Genomic DNA, 18,715 nt, shown 5'->3' on the forward strand with positions numbered 1-18,715 from the left:
TCACCACCAGGGGAGAGTTACATGACCACCACGACCGACTACATCGTCACCGGCATGACCTGCGGCCACTGCGTCAGCGCGGTGACCAGCGAGCTGACCGCCCTGCCGGGGGTGAGCGGAGTGTCGATCAACCTCGTGGTCGACGGAAGCTCGACCGTGACGGTGCAGAGCGCGTCGCCGCTGCCCGAGCAGGCCGTGCGCGAGGCCGTGGACGAGGCGGGCTACGTGTTGCAAGGCGCCAAGGAGTGACAGTGCCCATCTCGAGCACGCCCGCGTCGCCCCCACCAGCCACCGTCACTGGTGGCGGTGTCGGCAGCGTCGCCGGCACGGGAGCGCCGGCCGACACCGGGACGATCGAGCTGACCATCGGCGGCATGACCTGCGCGTCCTGCGCGGCCCGCGTCGAGAAGAAGCTCAACCGGATGGACGGCGTCAGCGCCACGGTGAACTACTCCACCGAGAAGGCCAAGGTCACCTTTGCCTCGACGGTGACCCCGGCCGACCTGGTCGCCACCGTCGAGGCCACCGGCTACAGCGCAGCCCTGCCCGCACCACCGCGGCGCGACGGGCAGCCAGGTGAGCCGGACCCGGCCGCCGCCGTACGTCGTCGGCTGATCGTCAGCGCCGTCCTGGCGCTGCCGGTGGTCGCGCTGGCGATGGTGCCCGCGTGGCAGTTCGACTACTGGCAGTGGGTCTCGCTGGTGCTGGCGACCCCGGTGGTCACCTGGGGTGCGTGGCCGTTCCATCGGGCGGCGTGGACGAACCTGAGGCACCGGGCCGCCACGATGGACACCCTCATCAGCCTCGGCGTGCTCGCGGCGTACACGTGGTCCCTGTACGCGCTCCTGTTCGGCGGCGCCGGCGAGCCGGGCATGGACATGCCGTTCACGCTCGTGCCCTCGAGCGGGACCGGGACGCCCGAGATCTACCTCGAGGTCGCCTCCGCGGTGACCGTGTTCATCCTGACCGGCCGCTACCTGGAGGCGCGCGCGAAGCGGACCTCCGGGCAGGCCTTGCGGGCGCTGCTCGAGCTCGGAGCCAAGGACGTCGCCGTCCTGCGCGACGGGGTCGAGACGCGGATCGCGGTCGACGATCTCGTGGTCGGTGACACCTTCGTGGTGCGCCCGGGGGAGAAGCTCGCGACCGACGGCGTCATCGTCGAGGGCGCCAGCGCGGTCGACGCCTCGATGATCACCGGCGAGTCCGTGCCGGTGGAGGTGGGCCCGGGCGACAGCGTCGTGGGTGCGACCACCAACGCCGCCGGTCGGCTCGTGGTGCGGGCGACGCGGGTGGGCGGCGACACGCAGCTCGCCCAGATGGCCCGGCTCGTCGCCGACGCCCAGAACGGCAAGGCCGACGTGCAGCGGCTGGCGGACCGCGTCTCGGCCGTGTTCGTCCCGATCGTGATCCTGCTGGCGCTGGCGACGCTCGTCGGCTGGCTCGTGCTCGGCCCGAACGCGCAGGCCGCGTTCACGGCGGCCGTCGCCGTGCTCATCATCGCGTGCCCGTGCGCGCTCGGGCTGGCCACGCCGACGGCGCTCATGGTCGGCACCGGCCGGGGCGCCCAGCTCGGGATCCTGATCAAGGGTCCGCAGATCCTGGAGTCGACCCGCCGGGTCGACACGATCGTGCTCGACAAGACCGGCACCGTGACCACCGGCCGGATGAGCCTCGTCGAGGTCATCGCCGCGGACGGGGAGAGCGAGACGGAGGTGCTCCGCCTCGCCGGCGCCCTCGAGGACGCCTCCGAGCACCCCATCGCCCGCGCGGTCGCGGATGGCGCCCGCCTCCGGCTCGGCGCTCTGCCGCCGGTCGACGGGTTCGCCAGCACCGAGGGTCGCGGGGTGGCCGGGGTCGTCGACTCGCGGGCCGTCACCGTCGGCCAGCGATCCTGGCTGGCCGAGGACTGGTCCCAGCACGCCCCGGCCACGCTGCTCGAGGCGTCGGACGCGGCCGAGCACCTCGGGCGCAGCCCGGTGTGGGTCGGGTGGGACGGCGCGGTCCGGGGGGTCGTGGTGGTGGCCGACACGGTCAAGCCGACGAGCGCCGAGGCGATCACCGAGCTTCGCCGGCTCGGGCTGCGTCCGATCCTGCTCACCGGTGACAACGCCCGGTCGGCCGCCGCGGTCGCCGCTCAGGTCGGGATCGATGCTGCCGACGTCGTCGCGCAGGTTCGGCCGGCCGAAAAGGTCGAGGTCGTCCGGCGGCTCCAGGCGGAGGGGGGCGTGGTCGCTATGGTCGGTGACGGCGTGAACGACGCCGCGGCCCTGGCCCAGTCCGACCTCGGACTCGCCATGGGATCGGGCACGGACGTCGCCATCGAGGCGAGCGATCTGACCCTGGTGCGGTCGGACCTGCGCTCGGCCGCGGTCGCCATCCGGCTCTCGCGGCGCACGCTCGGCACGATCAAGGGCAACCTGTTCTGGGCGTTCGCCTACAACCTGGCCGCACTGCCGCTCGCCGCGGCCGGCCTGCTCAACCCGATGATCGCCGGCGCCGCGATGGCGTTCTCGTCGGTCTTCGTCGTGACCAACAGCTTGCGGCTGCGGCGCTTCGAGGAGTGAGTCAGCCGATCCGGATGAAGACCGGGTTGGAGAAGTAGATCGCGCGGAACTGCACCGTCCCACCGGCCTGGGGCGAGTCGATCAGCTGGTCGCCGCCGGCGTAGATCCCGATGTGCCCCGGGTGCCAGACGAGGTCGCCCGGCTGGGCGTCCGCCCGGGAGACCACCGTGCCGGCCTCGCGCTGACCTGCGGACGTGCGGGGCAGGGTGATTCCGAGCTGGGCGAAGACGTACGAGGTGAAGCCCGAGCAGTCGAACCCCGTCGGCGTCGTGCCGCCGGCGAGGTACGGGACACCCACGTAGCGCGCAGCGATCTCGATCACGGCGCTGCCGTTCGCGCTGGCCGGCGCGGGCGCGCCGGTGGCGATCGGAGCGGCCGCGATCGCCGCACGTGCCTGGCTCCGCGAGGCCGCGGCCTGCGTGCGGGTCGGGGCCGGCGGGGGATCGGCGACGACCGTGAGCGTCGGCAGGTCCAGGCTCCACGCGGTATCGGCGGCCACGGTCACGACCGGAGCACTCGCGAGCACGGCCCGAGCCGCGGCGGTCAGCGCGGAGGTGTCCACGGCGGCCGGGGAGGCACCGAGCTCGGCTCCCGGCACGACGGAACCGGAGGCGGCGGGCGCCACGGCGGCTGGAGCTGCCACCGCAGGCGCGGTGAGGCCGGAGACGAGCATCCCGGACGCGGCGGCGACGACCGCCGAGCGGCGACCGACCGAGGCGAGGCTGCCGGTGGCGCTCTCCGCGAGGTCCCCGAGCACGGTGCTGGGCCGACCGGCGGCGCGGTGACGGGCAGGGATCTGGCTCACGGGTGACGGGCTCACGGGCATGGTGACCTCTCCGGTCGCCTGTGGGGTGAGCTGTCGGGTTCGGGCGGAAGTCGCGCCCGGCCGGTCACGATCGACCGGCTTCACCCCAAGGACGCCATCGCGGCGTCCGGTGTTCGTGGTTCCCCCGCTCCTGCCAACGAGATGTCACGGTGCCCGAAGCGGTGGCAGGATTCGGCGGTCCACCCCAGGCGTTCCCGGGGGTGGACCCCGGGGACGATCGACCATACCGCGCACCGGGCGGCCCGGGGACAAAAAGTCCACTGCCGGTCAAAGTTGCGGACGGACCTAGCGGGCGAGCCGTTCGACCACGGCCCCAAAAGCGGTCGGCAGGTGCACAGCGGTCGGCACGATCGCCCGCCGCAGCGGTGAGGTCGCCACAGCCACCAACGCGGACGTGAGCGCCCGGTAGTCACGAGTCGACGCCGACCAGGCGCGTTCGTACCCGGCGGCGTCCTCGAGGTGGGCGACGGCCGCGGCCGCCTGCGCCAGGCCGACCCGCAGCCCCTCACCCGTCAGCGCGTCGACGTAGCCGGACGCGTCCCCGACCAGGCGCACCCGGCCCGCCGTACGGCGCGCGGTCCGCTGCCGGAGCGGACCCGCGCCCCGGATGCTGCCCGCGGGCTCGGCACCCCGCAGCCGCTCGGCGAGCTCGGGGACGGTGTCGAGCGCGGCGGCGTAGTCGACGTGGGGCGGTCCGAGGAGGGCCACGCCGACCACGTCGTCTGCCACGGGCGTGACGTAGAGCTCGACGGCCGGACCCCAGTGCACCTCGACGAGATCGGTCCACGGCGCCACGTGGAAGTGCTGCCGCAGGCCGTAGCGGCGACGGTCGCGGGTGCTGCGACCGCGGGTGGGCGAGGCGGGCTGATCGAGACCCGTCAGCCGTCGGACGTTCGAGTGCAGCCCGTCGCAGCCGAGCAGCCAGCGCCCGCGGACCCCGGCGGCCGTCACCGAGTCGGCGTCCTGCTCGATCTGCCGGACCAGCCCGACGACACGCCGGACGCCGAGCCCGGTCGCCCGGGCGGCCAGGGCCTGGTGCAGGGTGGTGCGCCGCACGCCGAGCCCCCACCCGGACTCGAAGTGATGGTCGACGCGCCGGTCACCACCGCGATAGCCGATCCCGGTCAGCAGGTGACCACGCGGGAAGACCCCGAGGCGGGCGAGCGCCGCGACCGCCCCCGGCATCAGCCCCTCACCGCACGCCTTGTCGATCGCCGCCGCGCGCGGCTCGACCACCACGACGTCCAACCCGGCCAGCCGCGCCTCGATCGCGGCGGCGAGCCCGATCGGTCCACCCCCGACGACGAGCACGTCGGTGTCGAGCTCCGGACCTCGCCCGGTGCTCACGCCGCACCGACCAGCGCGCGCTCCTCGGTGGGGATCCGGAAGCGGAGCAGCAGAACGGCGTTGAGCACGGTGAACACGAGCGCGGTGAGCCAGGCGGTGTGCACCAGCGGCAGCGCGATCCCCTCGATGACGACCGCCACATAGTTCGGGTGCCGCAGCCACCGGTAGGGCCCGCGGTCGACCAGCGGCAGGCCCGGCACCACGATGACCCGGGTGTTCCACTGCGGTCCGAGCGTGGCGATGCACCACCACCGCAGGCCCTGGCTCGCGAGTGCGGCGGCGAGCGCGACCCAGCCGAGGCTCGGCAGGAACGGCCGGTCGGCCGCGTACACCTCGACCACGCAGGCCACGAGCAGCGCGGCATGCAGCGCAACCATCGGCGGGAAGTGCCCCCGACCTGCTTCGACGCCACCTCGGGCGAACGCCCACCGAGCGTTGCGGGTGGACACCACGAGCTCCGCGAGCCGCTCGAGGGCGACGACGACGATGAGCAGACCGTAGGCGGCCATCGATCAGGACCCGTCCGGCCAGGACAGCAGGACGAGCTCGGCGCAGATGCCCGGGCCCAGCGCGAACAGCACGCCGGGCTCTCCAGGCTGCTGCCCACCGCGGGCGAGCGTGTCCGCGAGCACGTGCAGCACCCCCGACGACGACAGGTTGCCGACCCGTTCGAGCGACCGCCAGCTGAGGTCGAACGCACCGGCGGGCAGGTCGAGCGACCGGGCCGCCGCCTCGAGGATCCGCGGGCCGCCGGTGTGCGCGACCCAGGTGGGGACGTCGCCGATCTTGAGCTGGTGCGCGGCGAGCAGGTCGGCGACGTCGTTCCCGAGGTGCTGCTCGACGACGTCGGCCAGGCTGGCGGCGAGCACGATCTTGAACCCGCTGCCGCCGATGTCCCACCCGAGCACGCCCTGCGTGTCCGGGTAGAGGTTGCTCCGGGTCGCGACGACGTCGGGCCCCACCAGCCCCATCGCGGCGGCACGCGCGTCGCCGACCATGACGACGGCGCTCGCCCCGTCGCCGAACAGGCCGCTCGAGACCAGGTTGGCCATCGAGTCGTCGCCAGGTTGCATCGTCAGCGAGCACAGCTCGACGGAGAGCAGGACGGCGACCTCGGCCGGGTGACCCGCGAGGTAGTCGTGCACCCGCGCGATGCCCGCGGCGCCCGCGACACAGCCGAGCCCGAACACCGGGACCCGTTTGACGTCCCGCCGCAGGCCGAGCCGCGAGACGAGCAGCGCGTCGATCGACGGTGCGGAGATCCCCGTGACCGACGTGAACAGGATGAAGTCGACGTCCTCGGGCACGAGCCCGGCCGCGCTCAGGGCCCCACGCAACGCGCGCTCGGCCAGGTCCGTGCCGAGGGAGATGAACAGGTCGTTGGCCTGGCCGAAGGTGGTCAGGTCCCGGTAGTCCTCGAGCGGCATCGCCAGGTGGCGCGTGCGCACCCCGCTGCTCGCGTGCAGGCGTTCGAGCACGGCGCGGCGGGGCGACCCGTCGGCGGTCAGGAGCGAACCGATGGTGGCGGTGATCTCCTGCTGCGGGTAGCAGAACTCGGGGAGCACGGGGGTCACCGCCGCTATGCGTGACATGTCGGCATCGTGCCATGCTGCGCGTATTTCGGCCGAGGTTCAGGCCGGTTGATACGGTCCACGCGGAACCTCTCGCGCGAACGGCGAGCGCGAAACCCTCGAGCACAGGACGGGTGACGGTGCGACGTCTCGGGCACACCATCGGCGCGTTGGCACGGTCGTGCCACCTCGGCCCCACCCTGGCTGTGACCGCGCTGACCACCGCTCTCGCCCTCGGCGTGGGCGCGGACGCCCGCACCTGCGCCCTGATCTGCGCGGCCATCCTGACCGGCCAGCTCTCGGTCGGCTGGTCCAACGACTGGATCGACGCCGCCCGGGACGCCGCCGTCGGGCGGCAGGACAAGCCGATCGTCGGGGGGTCGATCTCCACCGCGACCGTTCGCACCGCCGCGCTGATCGCCCTCGCGTGCTGCGTCCCGCTGTCGCTCGCGACCGGATGGCGCGCCGGGATCGTCCACCTCGCCGCGGTCGCGGCCGCCTGGGCCTACAACCTCGGGCTGAAGTCCACCGCGTGGTCCTGGGCGCCGTACGCGTTCTCGTTCGGCCTGCTACCGGCCTTCGTCGCCCTCGCGCTCCCGGGGCACCCGTGGCCGGCAGGCTGGGCGGTGTCGGCCGCGGCGCTGCTCGGTGTCGGGGCCCATCTCGCGAACGTCGTCCCCGACCTCGACGACGACCGCTCCACCGGCGTGCGCGGCCTGCCGCACCGGCTGGGCGGCGCCGGATCGAGCCTGCTCGCACCGGCGGTGCTGCTCGGCGCGACGGTCCTCATCGTGCTCGGGCCGGTCGGCAGCCCCAGCGCAGCCGCCTGGCCGGGCCTGGCCGCCGCGACCGTGATCGCCGTCGTGGGCGCCGTGGTGGCCCTCACGCGAGCCCGCAGCCGAGTGCCGTTCTACCTGACCATCGCCGTCGCGGCCGTGAACGTCCTGCTGCTGGTCGGTGCGGGGCCGCGGCTCGTGTGACGGTGCCGGATCGAGCCGGCTCCCGCCCGGGGCCGGCGGGTCCGAGGGGTCTGAGGGATCTGAGCGGTCCGAACGGTCAGAGGAAGCCCGGGTCCATCCCCGCCGACCCGTCGCCGACGCCGACGTCGAGGCCAGCCTCGACGTCCGCCCCGGTCCAGGACACCACGTGCCAGCCCCGGACCGGGTCGCCCTCGAGGATGACTACGCCGGTGTTCGTGAGCGTGTGCGTCGCGGCGAAGGACACGTCGATGTTGCGGGCGCGCGCGGCGGTCCAGACCCGGATCGCCGCCCCGTGGCTCACCATCAACGCCGTCCGGTCGCCGGCGCCGGCGACCTCGGCGACAACGGCGTCGAACCGCGCGAGGACCTCGGTGCCGTTCTCGCCGCCGGGCATCCGCCGGGCGAGGTCTCCCGCCGGCCAGGCGAACACCGTCGACAGGTAGCGCTCGACGGACGTCACGTCGCCCCGCATCTCGAGCTCCCCGGCGGAGATCTCCCTGATCCCGGCCCGGATGTGGATCGGTAGTCCGAGCGCGCGGGCGAGCGGACCCGCGGTCTGCTGGGCCCGGACCAGGCTCGAGGCATAGACCGCGTCAACCAGCTCCGCGGCGAGCTCCGGCCCGAGCGCGGCCGCCTGGGCGTGGCCGAGATCGGTCAGGCCCGGTCCCGGTTCGGCCGTGTCGAGCAGGTGCTGCACGTTCGAGGGGCTCTGGCCGTGCCGCACGAGGATGAGGCGCATCGTGGACTCCTTCGCTCTGGTCGCGGGGGCGGGCGGGGGGGGTGGGGCATCGGCCGGGAACGGCCGCGATGCCGAATCGAGTTCACTCCTCGAGCACGAGCCCGCGTCGCTCGGGCAGCCGCAGCGCGCCGAGCGCCGCGACGACGAAGACGGCGGCGAAGACCGCGAACAGGAGCGGGGTACCGCCGAGCTCGCGCAGCGGGGGGACCGCGAGCGGCGCCAGGATCGAGGCGATCCGGCCGACCCCGGCGGCCGACCCGGAGCCGGTACCGCGCAGGCGGGTCGGGTAGAGCTCGGGGGTGATCGCATAGAGGGCTCCCCACGCGCCGAGGTTGAAGAACGACAGCAGCATCCCGGCGAGCAGGACCTGGGTCGGGCTGCCCGCGATCGCGAAGAGGCCGGCCGCGCCCGCCGCACCGAGCAGGAAGGCGGCGAGGGTCGGCCGCCGACCCCAGCGCTCGACCAGGAGCGCGGACACGGCGTACCCGGGCAGCTGGGCCAGGGTGATCACGAGCGTGAACCCGAACGATCGTACGAGCGACATGCCGGAGGCGTACAGCAGGGTCGGTAGCCAGATGAAGGCGCCGTAGTAGGCGAAGTTCACGGTCAGCCACACGACCCACAGGGCGAGCGTACGGTCGCGCAGCACGGGCGACCACAGGTCGCGCAGACGGGGCGCGGTCGGTGCGGGATCGGGTGCGGCGGCGGCAGCAGCGGGGGCCGGGGGACTGCCCGGCGCGGGTGCGTCGTCGGTCCCGAGCCCGGAGCCGGGCCGCACCGGCGGGACGTCGTCGGGCAGGAGACCGGCCGAGGTCTCGAACCGCCGGACCGTCGCCTCCGCCTCCGCGTGGCGCCCCCGTGCCTCGAGGAAGCGCACCGACTCGGGCAGGCCGCGGCGTACGACGACGGCGTACAGCGCGGGCAGGGCGCCGAGCGCCAGCGCCCATCGCCAGCCGTTGGCCCCGGAGGGCACGACGAGGAAGCCGATCAGCGCGGCCACGGTCCAGCCGACCGCCCAGAACGCCTCGAGCGCGACGACCATCCGGCCCCGAATCCGGGGCGGGGCGAACTCGCTCACGAGCGTGGAGGCGACCGGTAGCTCGGCCCCGAGCCCGAGGCCGACGACGAAGCGCCAGACGATCAGCGACCCGATCGACCACGACAGTGCCGACGCGCCCGTGGCGAGCCCGTACACGAGCAGCGTCAGCGCGAAGACCTGGCGGCGGCCGACGCGGTCCGCGAGCAGTCCACCGATCGATGCCCCGAGCGCCATGCCGACGAAGCCGGCCGACGCGATCCAGGAGAGCTCGGCGGGGGAGGCGTTCCAGGTCACGGCGAGCTGGGCCAGGACGAACGAGATCAGCCCGACGTCCATCGCGTCGAACGCCCAACCCGCACCCGATCCCAGCAGGAGCCGGCGGTGCTCGCGGGTGAACGGAAGCGCATCCAGGCGGGCCGTGCGGGTCGTCGAACGGGGACCGGTCTCAGTCGTCGTGGTCACGTCGCGCCATGTTGCCACCCTTCGGCCACCGGGACGCGGTCAGCGCCCCGCCCGCGTCGCCGCGCACCGGCAGTCGAAACCCGCGATCAGCACCAGTCGCACCCAGCAAAGGCCCTCCCCGCGCCGGTCAGGGGGGCCATTGGTCCGTTGTCGCTCGGCGGATCCCGCGGCAGACTCGCAAGGAACGGGCCGACGACGAGGTCAGCCACGTTCGACGGGAGGCTCAACGGTGGCCGGATACGTTTACGACTTCAGCGCTGGCAACAAGGACATGAAGGATCTGCTCGGTGGCAAAGGCGCCAACCTTGCCGAGATGACGAACCTGGGGCTGCCGGTACCGCCGGGGTTCACGATCACGACCGAGGCGTGTCGTTCGTACCTGGCGAGCGGTGACGTCCCGCCCGAGCTGCGGGTCGAGGTGACCATGGCGGTGCGGCGTCTCGAAGACGCCCTGGGCCGGCGGCTGGGCGACTTCCACGAGCCGCTGCTGGTCTCGGTGCGCTCCGGGGCGAAGTTCTCCATGCCCGGCATGATGGACACCGTCCTGAACATCGGGCTCAACGACGCATCCGTGCAGGGCCTGGCGCAGTACTCCGACGACGAGCGGTTCGCGTGGGACTCCTACCGCCGCCTGATCCAGATGTTCGGCAAGACCGTCCTCGGCATCGACGGCGACCTGTTCGCCGACGCGCTGGACAAGGCGAAGGCGGCCCGCGGCGTCACGAGCGACGTCGACCTGTCCGCCTCCGACCTGCAGACGCTGGTCGCACAGTTCAAGGCCATCGTGCTGGACGTGTCCGGCCGGGAGTTCCCGCAGCACCCGCGCGAGCAGCTCGACCTGGCGATCGTCTCCGTGTTCGAGTCCTGGAACACCGATCGCGCGAAGATGTACCGCCGCCGCGAGCGCATCCCCAACGACCTGGGCACCGCCGTCAACGTGATGTCCATGGTGTTCGGCAACCTCGGCGCCACGTCCGGAACCGGCGTGTGCTTCACCCGGGACCCGTCCACCGGCGTGGCCGGCGTCTACGGCGACTACCTGTCGAACGCGCAGGGCGAGGACGTCGTGGCCGGCATCCGGAACACGCTCACCCTGGCGGACTTCGAGGAGCTGGACCCGGCCGCCTACGCCGATCTCACGCTCGCGATGCGGCGCCTCGAGACCCACTACCGCGACCTGTGCGACATCGAGTTCACCGTCGAGCGCGGCAAGCTGTGGATGCTGCAGACCCGCGTCGGCAAGCGGACGGCCGCGGCGGCGTTCCGCATCGCGACCCAGCTCGTCGACGAGCACCTCATCACGATGGACGAGGCGCTGGAGCGGGTGACCGGGGCCCAGCTGAGCAAGCTCATGTTCCCGCAGTTCGACTTCCGGTCCGAGAAGGTGCTGCTGGCCAACGGCATGGCGGCGTCGCCCGGTGCGGCCGTCGGTGCTGCGGTGTTCGACTCGGTCACGGCGCAGAAGTGGAAGGCGGAGGGCAAGGACGTGATCCTGGTCCGCCGGGAGACCAACCCGGACGACCTCGGCGGCATGATCGCCTCGGTGGGCGTGCTCACCTCCCGTGGCGGCAAGACGTCGCACGCGGCGGTCGTCGCCCGCGGCATGGGCACGACCTGCGTGGTCGGCGCCGACGACATCGTGGTCAACGCGGTGGAGCGGGTCTTCACCGCCGGCGGGCACATGGTGGCCGAAGGCGACACGATCGCCATCGACGGGAGCACCGGCGAGGTGTTCCTGGGCGACGTCGCCGTGGTCCCCTCCCCGGTGGCGCACTACCTGGAGCACGGGCTCGAGGCCGCGATCGACGCGGCCGGGGACGACTCGGAGATCATCGACCTCGTCGAGGCCGTCGACCGGATCCTCACCCACGCGGACTCGGTCCGCCGTCTGCACGTGCACGCCAACGCCGACACGGCGGAGGACGCCCGGCGTGCCCGGTCGCTGAACGCGCAGGGCATCGGGCTGTGCCGCACCGAGCACATGTTCCTCGGCGATCGTCGGGTCATGATCGAGCGCGTCATCCTCGCCGTCGAGCCCGCGGAGAAGCAGGCCGCGTTCGACGCCCTCCTGCCGCTGCAGCGGGCGGACTTCACCGAGCTGCTCGAGGTGATGGACGGACTGCCGACGACGATCCGATTGATCGACCCGCCGCTGCACGAGTTCCTGCCCGACCACACCGACCTCGCGGTCAAGGTGGCGCTGGCCCAGGCGCGCGGCGAGGCCGACGAGCACGACCTCGCGCTGCTCGCCGCGGTCCAGCGGATGCGGGAGGCCAACCCGATGCTCGGCCTGCGCGGGGTTCGCCTCGGGCTGGTCATCCCGGGGCTGTTCGCCCTCCAGATCCGCGCGGTCGCTGAAGCCGTCGCGGCGAGGCTGCTCGCCGGCGGGGATCCGCACGCCGAGATCATGGTGCCCCTCGTCGCCTCGGTGATGGAGCTGCATCTGGTGCGCGACCAGGCCCTCGAGATCATCCGGGAGGTCGGCGAGGAGGCGGGCGTCACGCTCCACATCCCGGTCGGCACGATGATCGAGCTGCCCCGGGCGTGCCTCACCGCCGATCGCATCGCCGAGGCCGCCGAGTTCTTCTCGTTCGGCACGAACGACCTGACCCAGACGACCTGGGGCTTCTCCCGCGACGACGTCGAGGGCGCGTTCTTCGACGAGTACACCTCGCTCGGTGTGCTCGCCGTGTCGCCGTTCGAGTCCGTCGACACCCGTGGTGTGGGTCGCCTGATCCGCATCGCCGTCGAGGAGGGCCGCAAGGTCCGCCCCGAGCTGATGATCGGGGTGTGCGGGGAGCACGGCGGGGACCCGGAGTCGATCCACTTCTTCCACGAAGCCGGCCTCGACTACGTCTCCTGCTCGCCGTTCCGTGTGCCGATCGCTCGGCTCGAAGCCGGGCGGGCGCAGGTCGCCGCGCCGGGGCTCGGATCGGGCGACAGCCGCTGAGCTGTCGGCAGGGTGGGCTGAACGAGCCACGGGCCACGGGCCGCGCACCGGAGACGGTGTCGCGGCCCGTGGCTCGTGTGCGCAGCGCCGTCAGTGGTGGTCGCCGCCGGCGAGCTGATCGAGCAGGTGGGGGAGCAGGGGGATCAGGGTCGCCAGGCCCTGTTCGACCGCTGCGGGCGAGCCGGGCAGGTTGACCACGACGGCGCCGTTCGCCGTCACGCCGGCAAGGCCGCGCGAGAGCACCGCGGTGGGCACATGCCGGGACCCTTCGCGCCGCAGCGCCTCGGCGAGCCCCGGCAGCTCACGGGCCAGCAGACCGACGGTGCCCTCGGGGGTGAGATCACGGGGCGCGACGCCGGTACCGCCGGACGTCACGACGAGCTCCGCGCCGTCGGCCAGTGCCGCGCCCAGCGCACCCGCCACGGACTCCGCGCCGTCGGGCACGACCCGGACGGGGCCCACCTGGAAACCGGCCGCCGCGAGCAGCTCGGCGGCGCGCGGCCCGGAGCGATCCGTCGCGGCTCCCGTCGAGCACCGGTCGGACACGACGATGACGACGGTGCGGACCGCACGGTCAGGACTCTCGGGGTGGGGCACCGGCACACGGTACCGGCCGCAGGGGGTCCATCGACGGCACCCCGTCCCGCATGGCGAGGGGCGGGAGCGCGCCTGACGGTAGGGGCGCTGCACTCACACAGATCCGGCGGGTGAGAGGATCTTGGTCGCCGCCGGGCCGCTCACAACCGGTCCGGTCCCGCCGATGAGGAAGACATGGGCCTGCCGATGACGACATGGCGTCGCTATGTACTCGCCGGCCTCCCGGCCGCCGTGGCCTGCGCCCTGCTGCCGATCGGGATCGGCCGCGATCTCGTCTACTGCTCGATCGCCGCGACCGGCACGGTCGCGATCATCGTCGGAGTTCGCCGACACCGCCCAGATCGTGCGATCGCGTGGTACCTGATGGCTTTCGGTATCGCGTCCTGGGTCGCCGGGGACGGGTTGTACTCCTGGTACGAGCACGTGGTCGCGGTGGCCCCGTTCCCCTCGTGGGCGGACGTCCTGTACCTCGCCGCGTACCCGCTGTTCGCCGCCGGCCTGCTGATCCTGCTGCGGAGCAAGGGGCCCGAACGCTGGCCGACGGCCGTCCTCGACAGCGCGATCCTCACGGTGGCCCTGGGCCTGCTGTCGTGGGTCTTCCTGATCGAACCGACCTGGGCGGTCAACGGCACCCCGCTCGTCGAGCGGTTGATCGCGGTCGCCTACCCGATTGCGGACGGGCTGCTCTTCGCCATCCTGATCCGTCTTGCCATGGGCGCGAAGCTGGCGCAGCACAACCCCGCGCTGCGCCTCCTGGCGGCCTCGGTCGCCGCTCTGGTCGCGGCCGACATCCTGTTCGAGCTGTCGACCTTCGTGCCCGTGATCGCCGAGAACGACACGGCGATCGACCCGATCTGGCTCGCCGCCTACGTGCTCTGGGGCGCCGCCGCGCTGCACCCGGCGATGCGCACCCTGTCGTCGCCGTCCACCGACCGGGCCTCCGTCGCCGACGGGAACCCGCTCATCGCGTTCGCGGCTGCGCTCCTGATCGGTCCCGCCATCCTCCTGGGGGAGGTGCTCGCCGCTGCCCGGCCGCATGTGGGGGCGGTCGTGTGCGCCTCGGGCTTCATGGTGCCGCTCGTCCTCGTGCGGATGACCCGCCTGGTGCACCTGCTCACGAACCAGACGCGCCGGCTGGGTGAGCTCGCTGACACGGACTTCGTCACCGGCCTGGCGAATCGGCGCAAGTTCGCCGACGCGGTGGGGGAGCACCTCGCGACGGGTGCCGACCGTGCCGCAGCACCCACAGCGGGCCTGCTGCTCATCGACCTCGAGCGGTTCACCGAGATCGAGGAGACGCTGGGGCACCTGACCGGCGACGCGATCTTGCGCGCCGTGGGGGCCCGGCTGGCCGCACTGGCGGGCGCCAACGCTCTGATCGCCCGGTTGAGCGGTGACTCGTTCGGAGTGCTCGACTGCTCGATCACCTCGGCGACCTCCGCCGTCGAGGCGGCGGCGCGGATCCGCAGCGGGCTGGAGCTGCCCCTCGAGCTGATCGAGCTGAGCGTCTCGGTCGAGGTGAGCGTCGGGGTGGTGCTCCTGCCCGACGACGGGTCCGAGACCGCCGTCGTGCTCCGCCGGGCCGACGTCGCCCTGTCGGCGGCAAAGGAGCGGCCCGGCCGGACGGCGCGCTACGGGGTCGAGATGGAGACCGGCGGCAACCTGGCGCCCTCGCTCATCGGGGAGCTGCGCGGAGCGCTCGATCGCGGCGAGATCGTGCTGCACTACCAGCCTCAGGTCGAGGTGCGCACCGGCCGGGTCCTCGGCGTGGAGGCGCTCGCCCGCTGGCAGCACCCCGAGCACGGCCTGCTCGGGCCGGACTCGTTCATCGCCGCGGCCGAGCGGACCGGCATCATCGGGCCCCTCACGCAGTACGTCCTCGACCGGGCACTGGCCCAGTGCGCGATCTGGCGGCGAGCCGGGCTCCCGCTGACGGTCGCCGTCAACCTGTCGGTGCGCAACCTGCTCGACCCGGGCCTCGTCGACGACGTTCGCGCCGCCCTCTCCCGCCACGGCCTCGAGGCGAACGTCCTCGAGCTCGAGATCACCGAGGGCACCGCGATGGTCGATCCGCGCCGCTCCTTGCAGGTGCTCGGGACCTTGGCGGACATGGGGGTGCTGCTCTCTATCGACGACTACGGCACCGGCCACAGTTCGCTGGCATACCTGCAGCGCCTTCCCGTGCGTCGCCTGAAGATCGACCGGTCGTTCGTCACCGGGCTCGTGGACGACGAGCCGAGCGCGGCCATCGTGCGCTCGACCATCGAGCTGGCGCGGCACCTCGGGCTCGACGTCGTCGCCGAGGGAGTGGAAGACGACGTGACCCTGCTCCGGCTCCACGCCATGGCGTGCTTCGCCGTGCAGGGCTTCGGCCTCGGGCGGCCCGTACCACCGCTGCTGCTCCCGGACCTCGTCGACCAGATCGAGGCAAGGGTTCCCGACGTCGTGCGCGGGCTCGGCGTCGTCGACATGGCCGCCGGCACTGCCCGAGCCGTCCAGAGTCGTCCGAGCCAGGTCCTTCGCGCATAGCCGTTCACGCATCGCCGTTCGCGCGTCGCCGTTCGCGCGTCGCCGTTCGCGCGTCGCCGTTCGCGCGTCGCCGTTCGCGCGTCGCCGTTTGCGCGTCGCCGCTCGCGAGCCCGTCCGCCGCGCGCGAGACTGACGCGATGGACCTGCCTGTGATGCCGCCGATCGACCCGATGCTGGCCAAGTCGGTGCCCCAGATCCCTGCAGGACAGCGATACGAGCCCAAGTGGGACGGGTTCCGGGCAGTCATCTTCCGCGACGGCAGTGCGGTGGAGATCGGGAGTCGGAACACCCGATCGATCGCCCGATACTTCCCCGAGGTAGTCGCCTCCGCCCTGGCGCACCTGCCGTCCCGCTGCGTGCTCGACGGCGAGATCGTCGTCCCGAGTGCCACCACGACCGGTCTGGATTTCGAGGCGCTGCTGCAACGGATCCACCCGGCGGCATCGCGCGTCGAGATGCTCGCACGCACGACGCCGGCCTTGTTCGTCGCGTTCGACCTGCTCGCCCTGGACGATGACGCGCTGATGTCCCGTCCGCTGGCCGCGCGGCGCGCACTCCTCGAGGACGCGCTCGCCCGGTCGGTCGGCGCGGGCACGGCGACGGGCGAGGCCGCGGCCGTCCACCTCACTCCTCAGACCGAGGATCCCGACCTCGCCGCCCAGTGGTTCGAGCGCTTCGAGGGCGCAGGTCTCGACGGAGTGGTCGCCAAACGAGCCGACGGGCCGTACCTGCCGGGCAAGCGGGGCTGGGCGAAGATCAAGCACGACCGGACCGCGGACTGCGTCGTCGCCGGCTACCGCGTGCACACCTCCGGCCCGGATGCGATCGGGTCGCTCCTGCTCGGCCTGCACACCGACGAGGGCGAGCTCGCCTCGGTCGGCGTCATCGGCGCGTTCCCGATGGCTCGTCGGCGCGAGCTCTTCGCCGAGCTGCAGCCGCTGCGCACCGAGCTGGCCGGTCACCCATGGGCCGCGGCGCTCGAGAGCGGTACCCGCACCCCGCGGGAGGCGGAGACGAGCCGGTGGAACCGCGGCAAGGACCTGTCCTTCGTCCCGCTCCGCCCCGAGCGCGTCGTCGAGGTCGCGTACGACCACATGGAAGGCACTCGCTTTCGGCACACGGCGCAGTTCCGTCGTTGGCGCCCGGACCGTGACCCCGACTCGTGCACGTTCGCGCAGCTCGAGGAGCCGGTGAGCTTCGCACTTGCCGACGTCTTGAGCGCCGGACGCCCCTCGTCGTAGCTCGTCGGACAGAGCTGGGTAGTCCCAGATGCGCGCCCCTCGCCGCGGTGTCAGCGTGGAGCTAGCAGGGAGGTGAGCACGACGACGGACGACGGTGTACCGGTGCCCACGCAAGCGGGCCCAGCCAGAGGTGGCGTGGTGGTCATCGCGTCCGAGGATCGCGTGCGGGTGTCGTTCTGGGGTGTCGTCGATGCGGACGTCCGGTCCCAGTTCGTCGCCCCACTGTGGACCAACCCGACGCCCGGGCGGCCGTGCGAGATCGATTGCCGCGAGGTCACCCTGATGGACTCGATCGGGCTGTCGGTCTTCGTGCGGCTCGTGCAGGACGCCATCGCCGAGGCGCAGGACGTTCAGTTCCTGGGCGCGAGCAGTCAGGTAGCCGATCTGCTCGAGACCACGGGGGTCGAAGCGTGGATGCGCCACCTCGGCGTTCGTATCGTCTGAGGCGCCCAGGTGAACGGGGCACGACGAGCTGGGTGAGACCATCTGTGGATGAGTGTGCCGCACGCCCAGCCGTCCCGCTCCGGCCCGCAGCCCGTTCGATTCAGCCGGCACTGACGGCCATCTCGACCGATGATCCCGCAGGAGACCTGCTCGTACCGACCCGACGCGGCCGTGGATCTGCGCCGGACCGTGCAGCGCCTCGCGCATGGTCCGGGCGATCCGACGTTCCAGACGTCTGCAGATGGCGTGACCTGGCGCGCGACGCTTCTGCCCTCCGGTCCGGCCACCTACCGGCTCGTCCAGGTCGACCCCCGCCGGATCGATGCCGAGGCGTGGGGACCAGGCGCCGAGCAAGCCCTCGCGCTCCTGCCCGACCTTCTCGGTGCGCGAGACGATCCGAGCTCGTTCGATCCGGGACCGGGGATCGTCAGTGAGGCGCATCGGCGTCACGGCGGCCTCCGCATCCCGCGTACGGGCCGCGTCCTCGAGGCCCTCGTTCCCGCAGTCCTCGAACAACGCGTCATCGGTCGGACAGCGACTGCCGCGTGGCGATGGCTGCTCCGTCGGCACGGCGAGCCGGCCCCGGGCCCAGCCCCCGCCGGCATGCGTGTCCCACCGAGCCCGGAGGCCTGGCTCCGAGTCCCGAGCTGGGACTTCCACATGGCCGGGGTGGACCCCGGCCGCGCGCGAACCATCCGCTCGTGCGTCCGCGTCGCCGGCCGACTCGAGGAAGCCACGACGATGACCCCCGCCGACGCGGCCCGCCGGCTCCAGGCCGTCAGCGGTGTCGGCCCGTGGACGGCGGCCGAGGTGGCACAACGCGCACTGGGCGATGCCGATGCCGTGTCGGTCGGCGACTACCACCTGGCCTCCGCCGTCGGCTGGGCGCTCACCGGTGAGCGGGTCGACGACGCACGCATGCTGGTCCTGCTCGAGCCGTGGCGCGGCCACCGGTACCGAGTGATCAGGCTCCTCGAACTCTCGGGCGAGGCGCGTGCCCCGCGGCGCGGCCCCCGACTCGCGATCCAGGACCACCGCCGAAACTGACGGCCGGTCTGCCGTCCGACTCTCGATCCGGCGCACGACATCGAGACTGCCGATCGTGGCCGACCCACCTCTCACTGCCGATCCTGGTTGCCTCGGGCACACCAATCGAGATCGAAGCCGTCGGGAGCCCCGAAGGACGCACCCCCAGCGAGTTGGGAAGGACTCCCGAACGACGACCCCGCCTCTGAGTGGTCGCCCGGTGGTGTCCCGGTCGGCGGTGGATCCCCCTGCCCGGACCCAGAGTCGTGCCCGCCATGGCGTGTGGTTTCTTGTCCGATCGGGTGTCCGTTCCGGTCGCGGAGCTGGTAGCTGACCAGGGCGATGCCGTCGCCGGTGTATCCGGGGGTGTGCTTGGGGTGGCGGGTGATGGTCAGGTCGC

General features: G+C 72.8%; 15 protein-coding genes and 1 riboswitch. Of the genes, 8 read left to right on the forward strand and 7 right to left on the reverse strand.

All coding sequences use genetic code 11. The features are described 5' to 3' along the window. Positions 1–21 precede the first annotated feature (21 nt). Both EUA98_RS14825 and EUA98_RS14830 read left to right on the forward strand, forming a co-directional pair. Positions 22–249 (forward strand): heavy-metal-associated domain-containing protein, encoded by a 228-nt coding sequence (locus EUA98_RS14825; RefSeq protein ID WP_130103464.1) that lies wholly within the window; start codon positions 22–24, stop codon positions 247–249. A gap of 125 nt (positions 250–374) precedes the next feature. Then, positions 375–2,564: a heavy metal translocating P-type ATPase gene (locus tag EUA98_RS14830; protein ID WP_130103481.1), complete on the forward strand. Its 2,190-nt coding sequence runs from the start codon at positions 375–377 to the stop codon at positions 2,562–2,564. A 1-nt stretch (position 2,565) separates the two neighbouring features. Here EUA98_RS14830 and EUA98_RS14835 read toward each other — a convergent pair whose 3' ends face one another. From EUA98_RS14835 to EUA98_RS14850, 4 genes are all read right to left on the reverse strand, one after another. Continuing rightward, positions 2,566–3,369 carry a C40 family peptidase gene (locus EUA98_RS14835; protein WP_242511554.1) on the reverse strand — a complete coding sequence of 268 codons (804 nt, stop codon included), beginning with the start codon at positions 3,367–3,369 and terminating at the stop codon, positions 2,566–2,568. A gap of 22 nt (positions 3,370–3,391) precedes the next feature. Beyond that, positions 3,392–3,577, reverse strand: a riboswitch (cyclic di-AMP (ydaO/yuaA leader). A gap of 98 nt (positions 3,578–3,675) precedes the next feature. Then, positions 3,676–4,737 (reverse strand): NAD(P)/FAD-dependent oxidoreductase, encoded by a 1,062-nt coding sequence (locus tag EUA98_RS14840; RefSeq protein WP_130103466.1) that lies wholly within the window; start codon positions 4,735–4,737, stop codon positions 3,676–3,678. Continuing rightward, positions 4,734–5,246 carry an isoprenylcysteine carboxyl methyltransferase family protein gene (locus EUA98_RS14845; RefSeq protein ID WP_130103467.1) on the reverse strand — a complete coding sequence of 171 codons (513 nt, stop codon included), beginning with the start codon at positions 5,244–5,246 and terminating at the stop codon, positions 4,734–4,736. The genes EUA98_RS14840 and EUA98_RS14845 overlap by 4 nt, the downstream gene beginning before the upstream one ends. A gap of 3 nt (positions 5,247–5,249) precedes the next feature. Then, the gene (locus tag EUA98_RS14850) at positions 5,250–6,356 is read right to left on the reverse strand and encodes a type III polyketide synthase (protein WP_255424312.1); all 1,107 of its coding nucleotides are present in this window, start codon (positions 6,354–6,356) and stop codon (positions 5,250–5,252) included. Between the two features lie 86 nt (positions 6,357–6,442). Here EUA98_RS14850 and EUA98_RS14855 point away from each other — a divergent pair, with 86 nt between their 5' ends. Then, complete coding sequence (locus EUA98_RS14855) at positions 6,443–7,288, forward strand: UbiA family prenyltransferase (protein ID WP_242511555.1); 846 nt, start codon at positions 6,443–6,445, stop codon at positions 7,286–7,288. A gap of 76 nt (positions 7,289–7,364) precedes the next feature. On the opposite strand, the gene EUA98_RS14860 is transcribed toward EUA98_RS14855, so the two are convergent. Then, entirely contained in the window at positions 7,365–8,027 is a 663-nt protein-coding gene (locus EUA98_RS14860) for a histidine phosphatase family protein (RefSeq protein ID WP_130103470.1), read from the reverse strand. A gap of 82 nt (positions 8,028–8,109) precedes the next feature. Then, complete coding sequence (locus EUA98_RS14865; RefSeq protein ID WP_130103471.1) at positions 8,110–9,528, reverse strand: MFS transporter; 1,419 nt, start codon at positions 9,526–9,528, stop codon at positions 8,110–8,112. Between the two features lie 229 nt (positions 9,529–9,757). On the opposite strand from EUA98_RS14865, the gene ppdK reads away from it, so the two are divergent. Beyond that, positions 9,758–12,478 (forward strand): pyruvate, phosphate dikinase, encoded by a 2,721-nt coding sequence (gene ppdK, locus EUA98_RS14870; RefSeq protein WP_130103472.1) that lies wholly within the window; start codon positions 9,758–9,760, stop codon positions 12,476–12,478. Positions 12,479–12,568: 90 nt separating this feature from the next. On the opposite strand, the gene EUA98_RS14875 is transcribed toward ppdK, so the two are convergent. Then, a complete protein-coding gene (locus EUA98_RS14875) occupies positions 12,569–13,075 on the reverse strand; it encodes a MogA/MoaB family molybdenum cofactor biosynthesis protein (RefSeq protein WP_242511557.1) in 507 nt (168 codons plus the stop codon). A 174-nt stretch (positions 13,076–13,249) separates the two neighbouring features. On the opposite strand from EUA98_RS14875, the gene EUA98_RS14880 reads away from it, so the two are divergent. The 4 genes from EUA98_RS14880 (at position 13,250) to EUA98_RS14895 (ending at position 18,336) form a co-directional block, all read left to right on the forward strand. After that, positions 13,250–15,604: a putative bifunctional diguanylate cyclase/phosphodiesterase gene (locus tag EUA98_RS14880; RefSeq protein WP_130103473.1), complete on the forward strand. Its 2,355-nt coding sequence runs from the start codon at positions 13,250–13,252 to the stop codon at positions 15,602–15,604. 137 nt (positions 15,605–15,741) lie between these two features. Then, positions 15,742–16,845 (forward strand): ATP-dependent DNA ligase, encoded by a 1,104-nt coding sequence (locus EUA98_RS14885; RefSeq protein ID WP_130103474.1) that lies wholly within the window; start codon positions 15,742–15,744, stop codon positions 16,843–16,845. 72 nt (positions 16,846–16,917) lie between these two features. Continuing rightward, the gene (locus EUA98_RS14890) at positions 16,918–17,289 is read left to right on the forward strand and encodes an STAS domain-containing protein (protein ID WP_130103475.1); all 372 of its coding nucleotides are present in this window, start codon (positions 16,918–16,920) and stop codon (positions 17,287–17,289) included. Between the two features lie 129 nt (positions 17,290–17,418). After that, on the forward strand, positions 17,419–18,336 hold the full coding sequence (locus EUA98_RS14895; RefSeq protein WP_130103476.1) for a DNA-3-methyladenine glycosylase family protein: 918 nt from the start codon (positions 17,419–17,421) through the stop codon (positions 18,334–18,336). The last annotated feature ends 379 nt before the right edge of the window (positions 18,337–18,715 follow it).

Source organism: Pengzhenrongella frigida (genome assembly GCF_004168625.1).
In the GTDB taxonomy this organism is placed as follows: Bacteria; Actinomycetota; Actinomycetes; order Actinomycetales; family Cellulomonadaceae; genus Pengzhenrongella; species Pengzhenrongella frigida.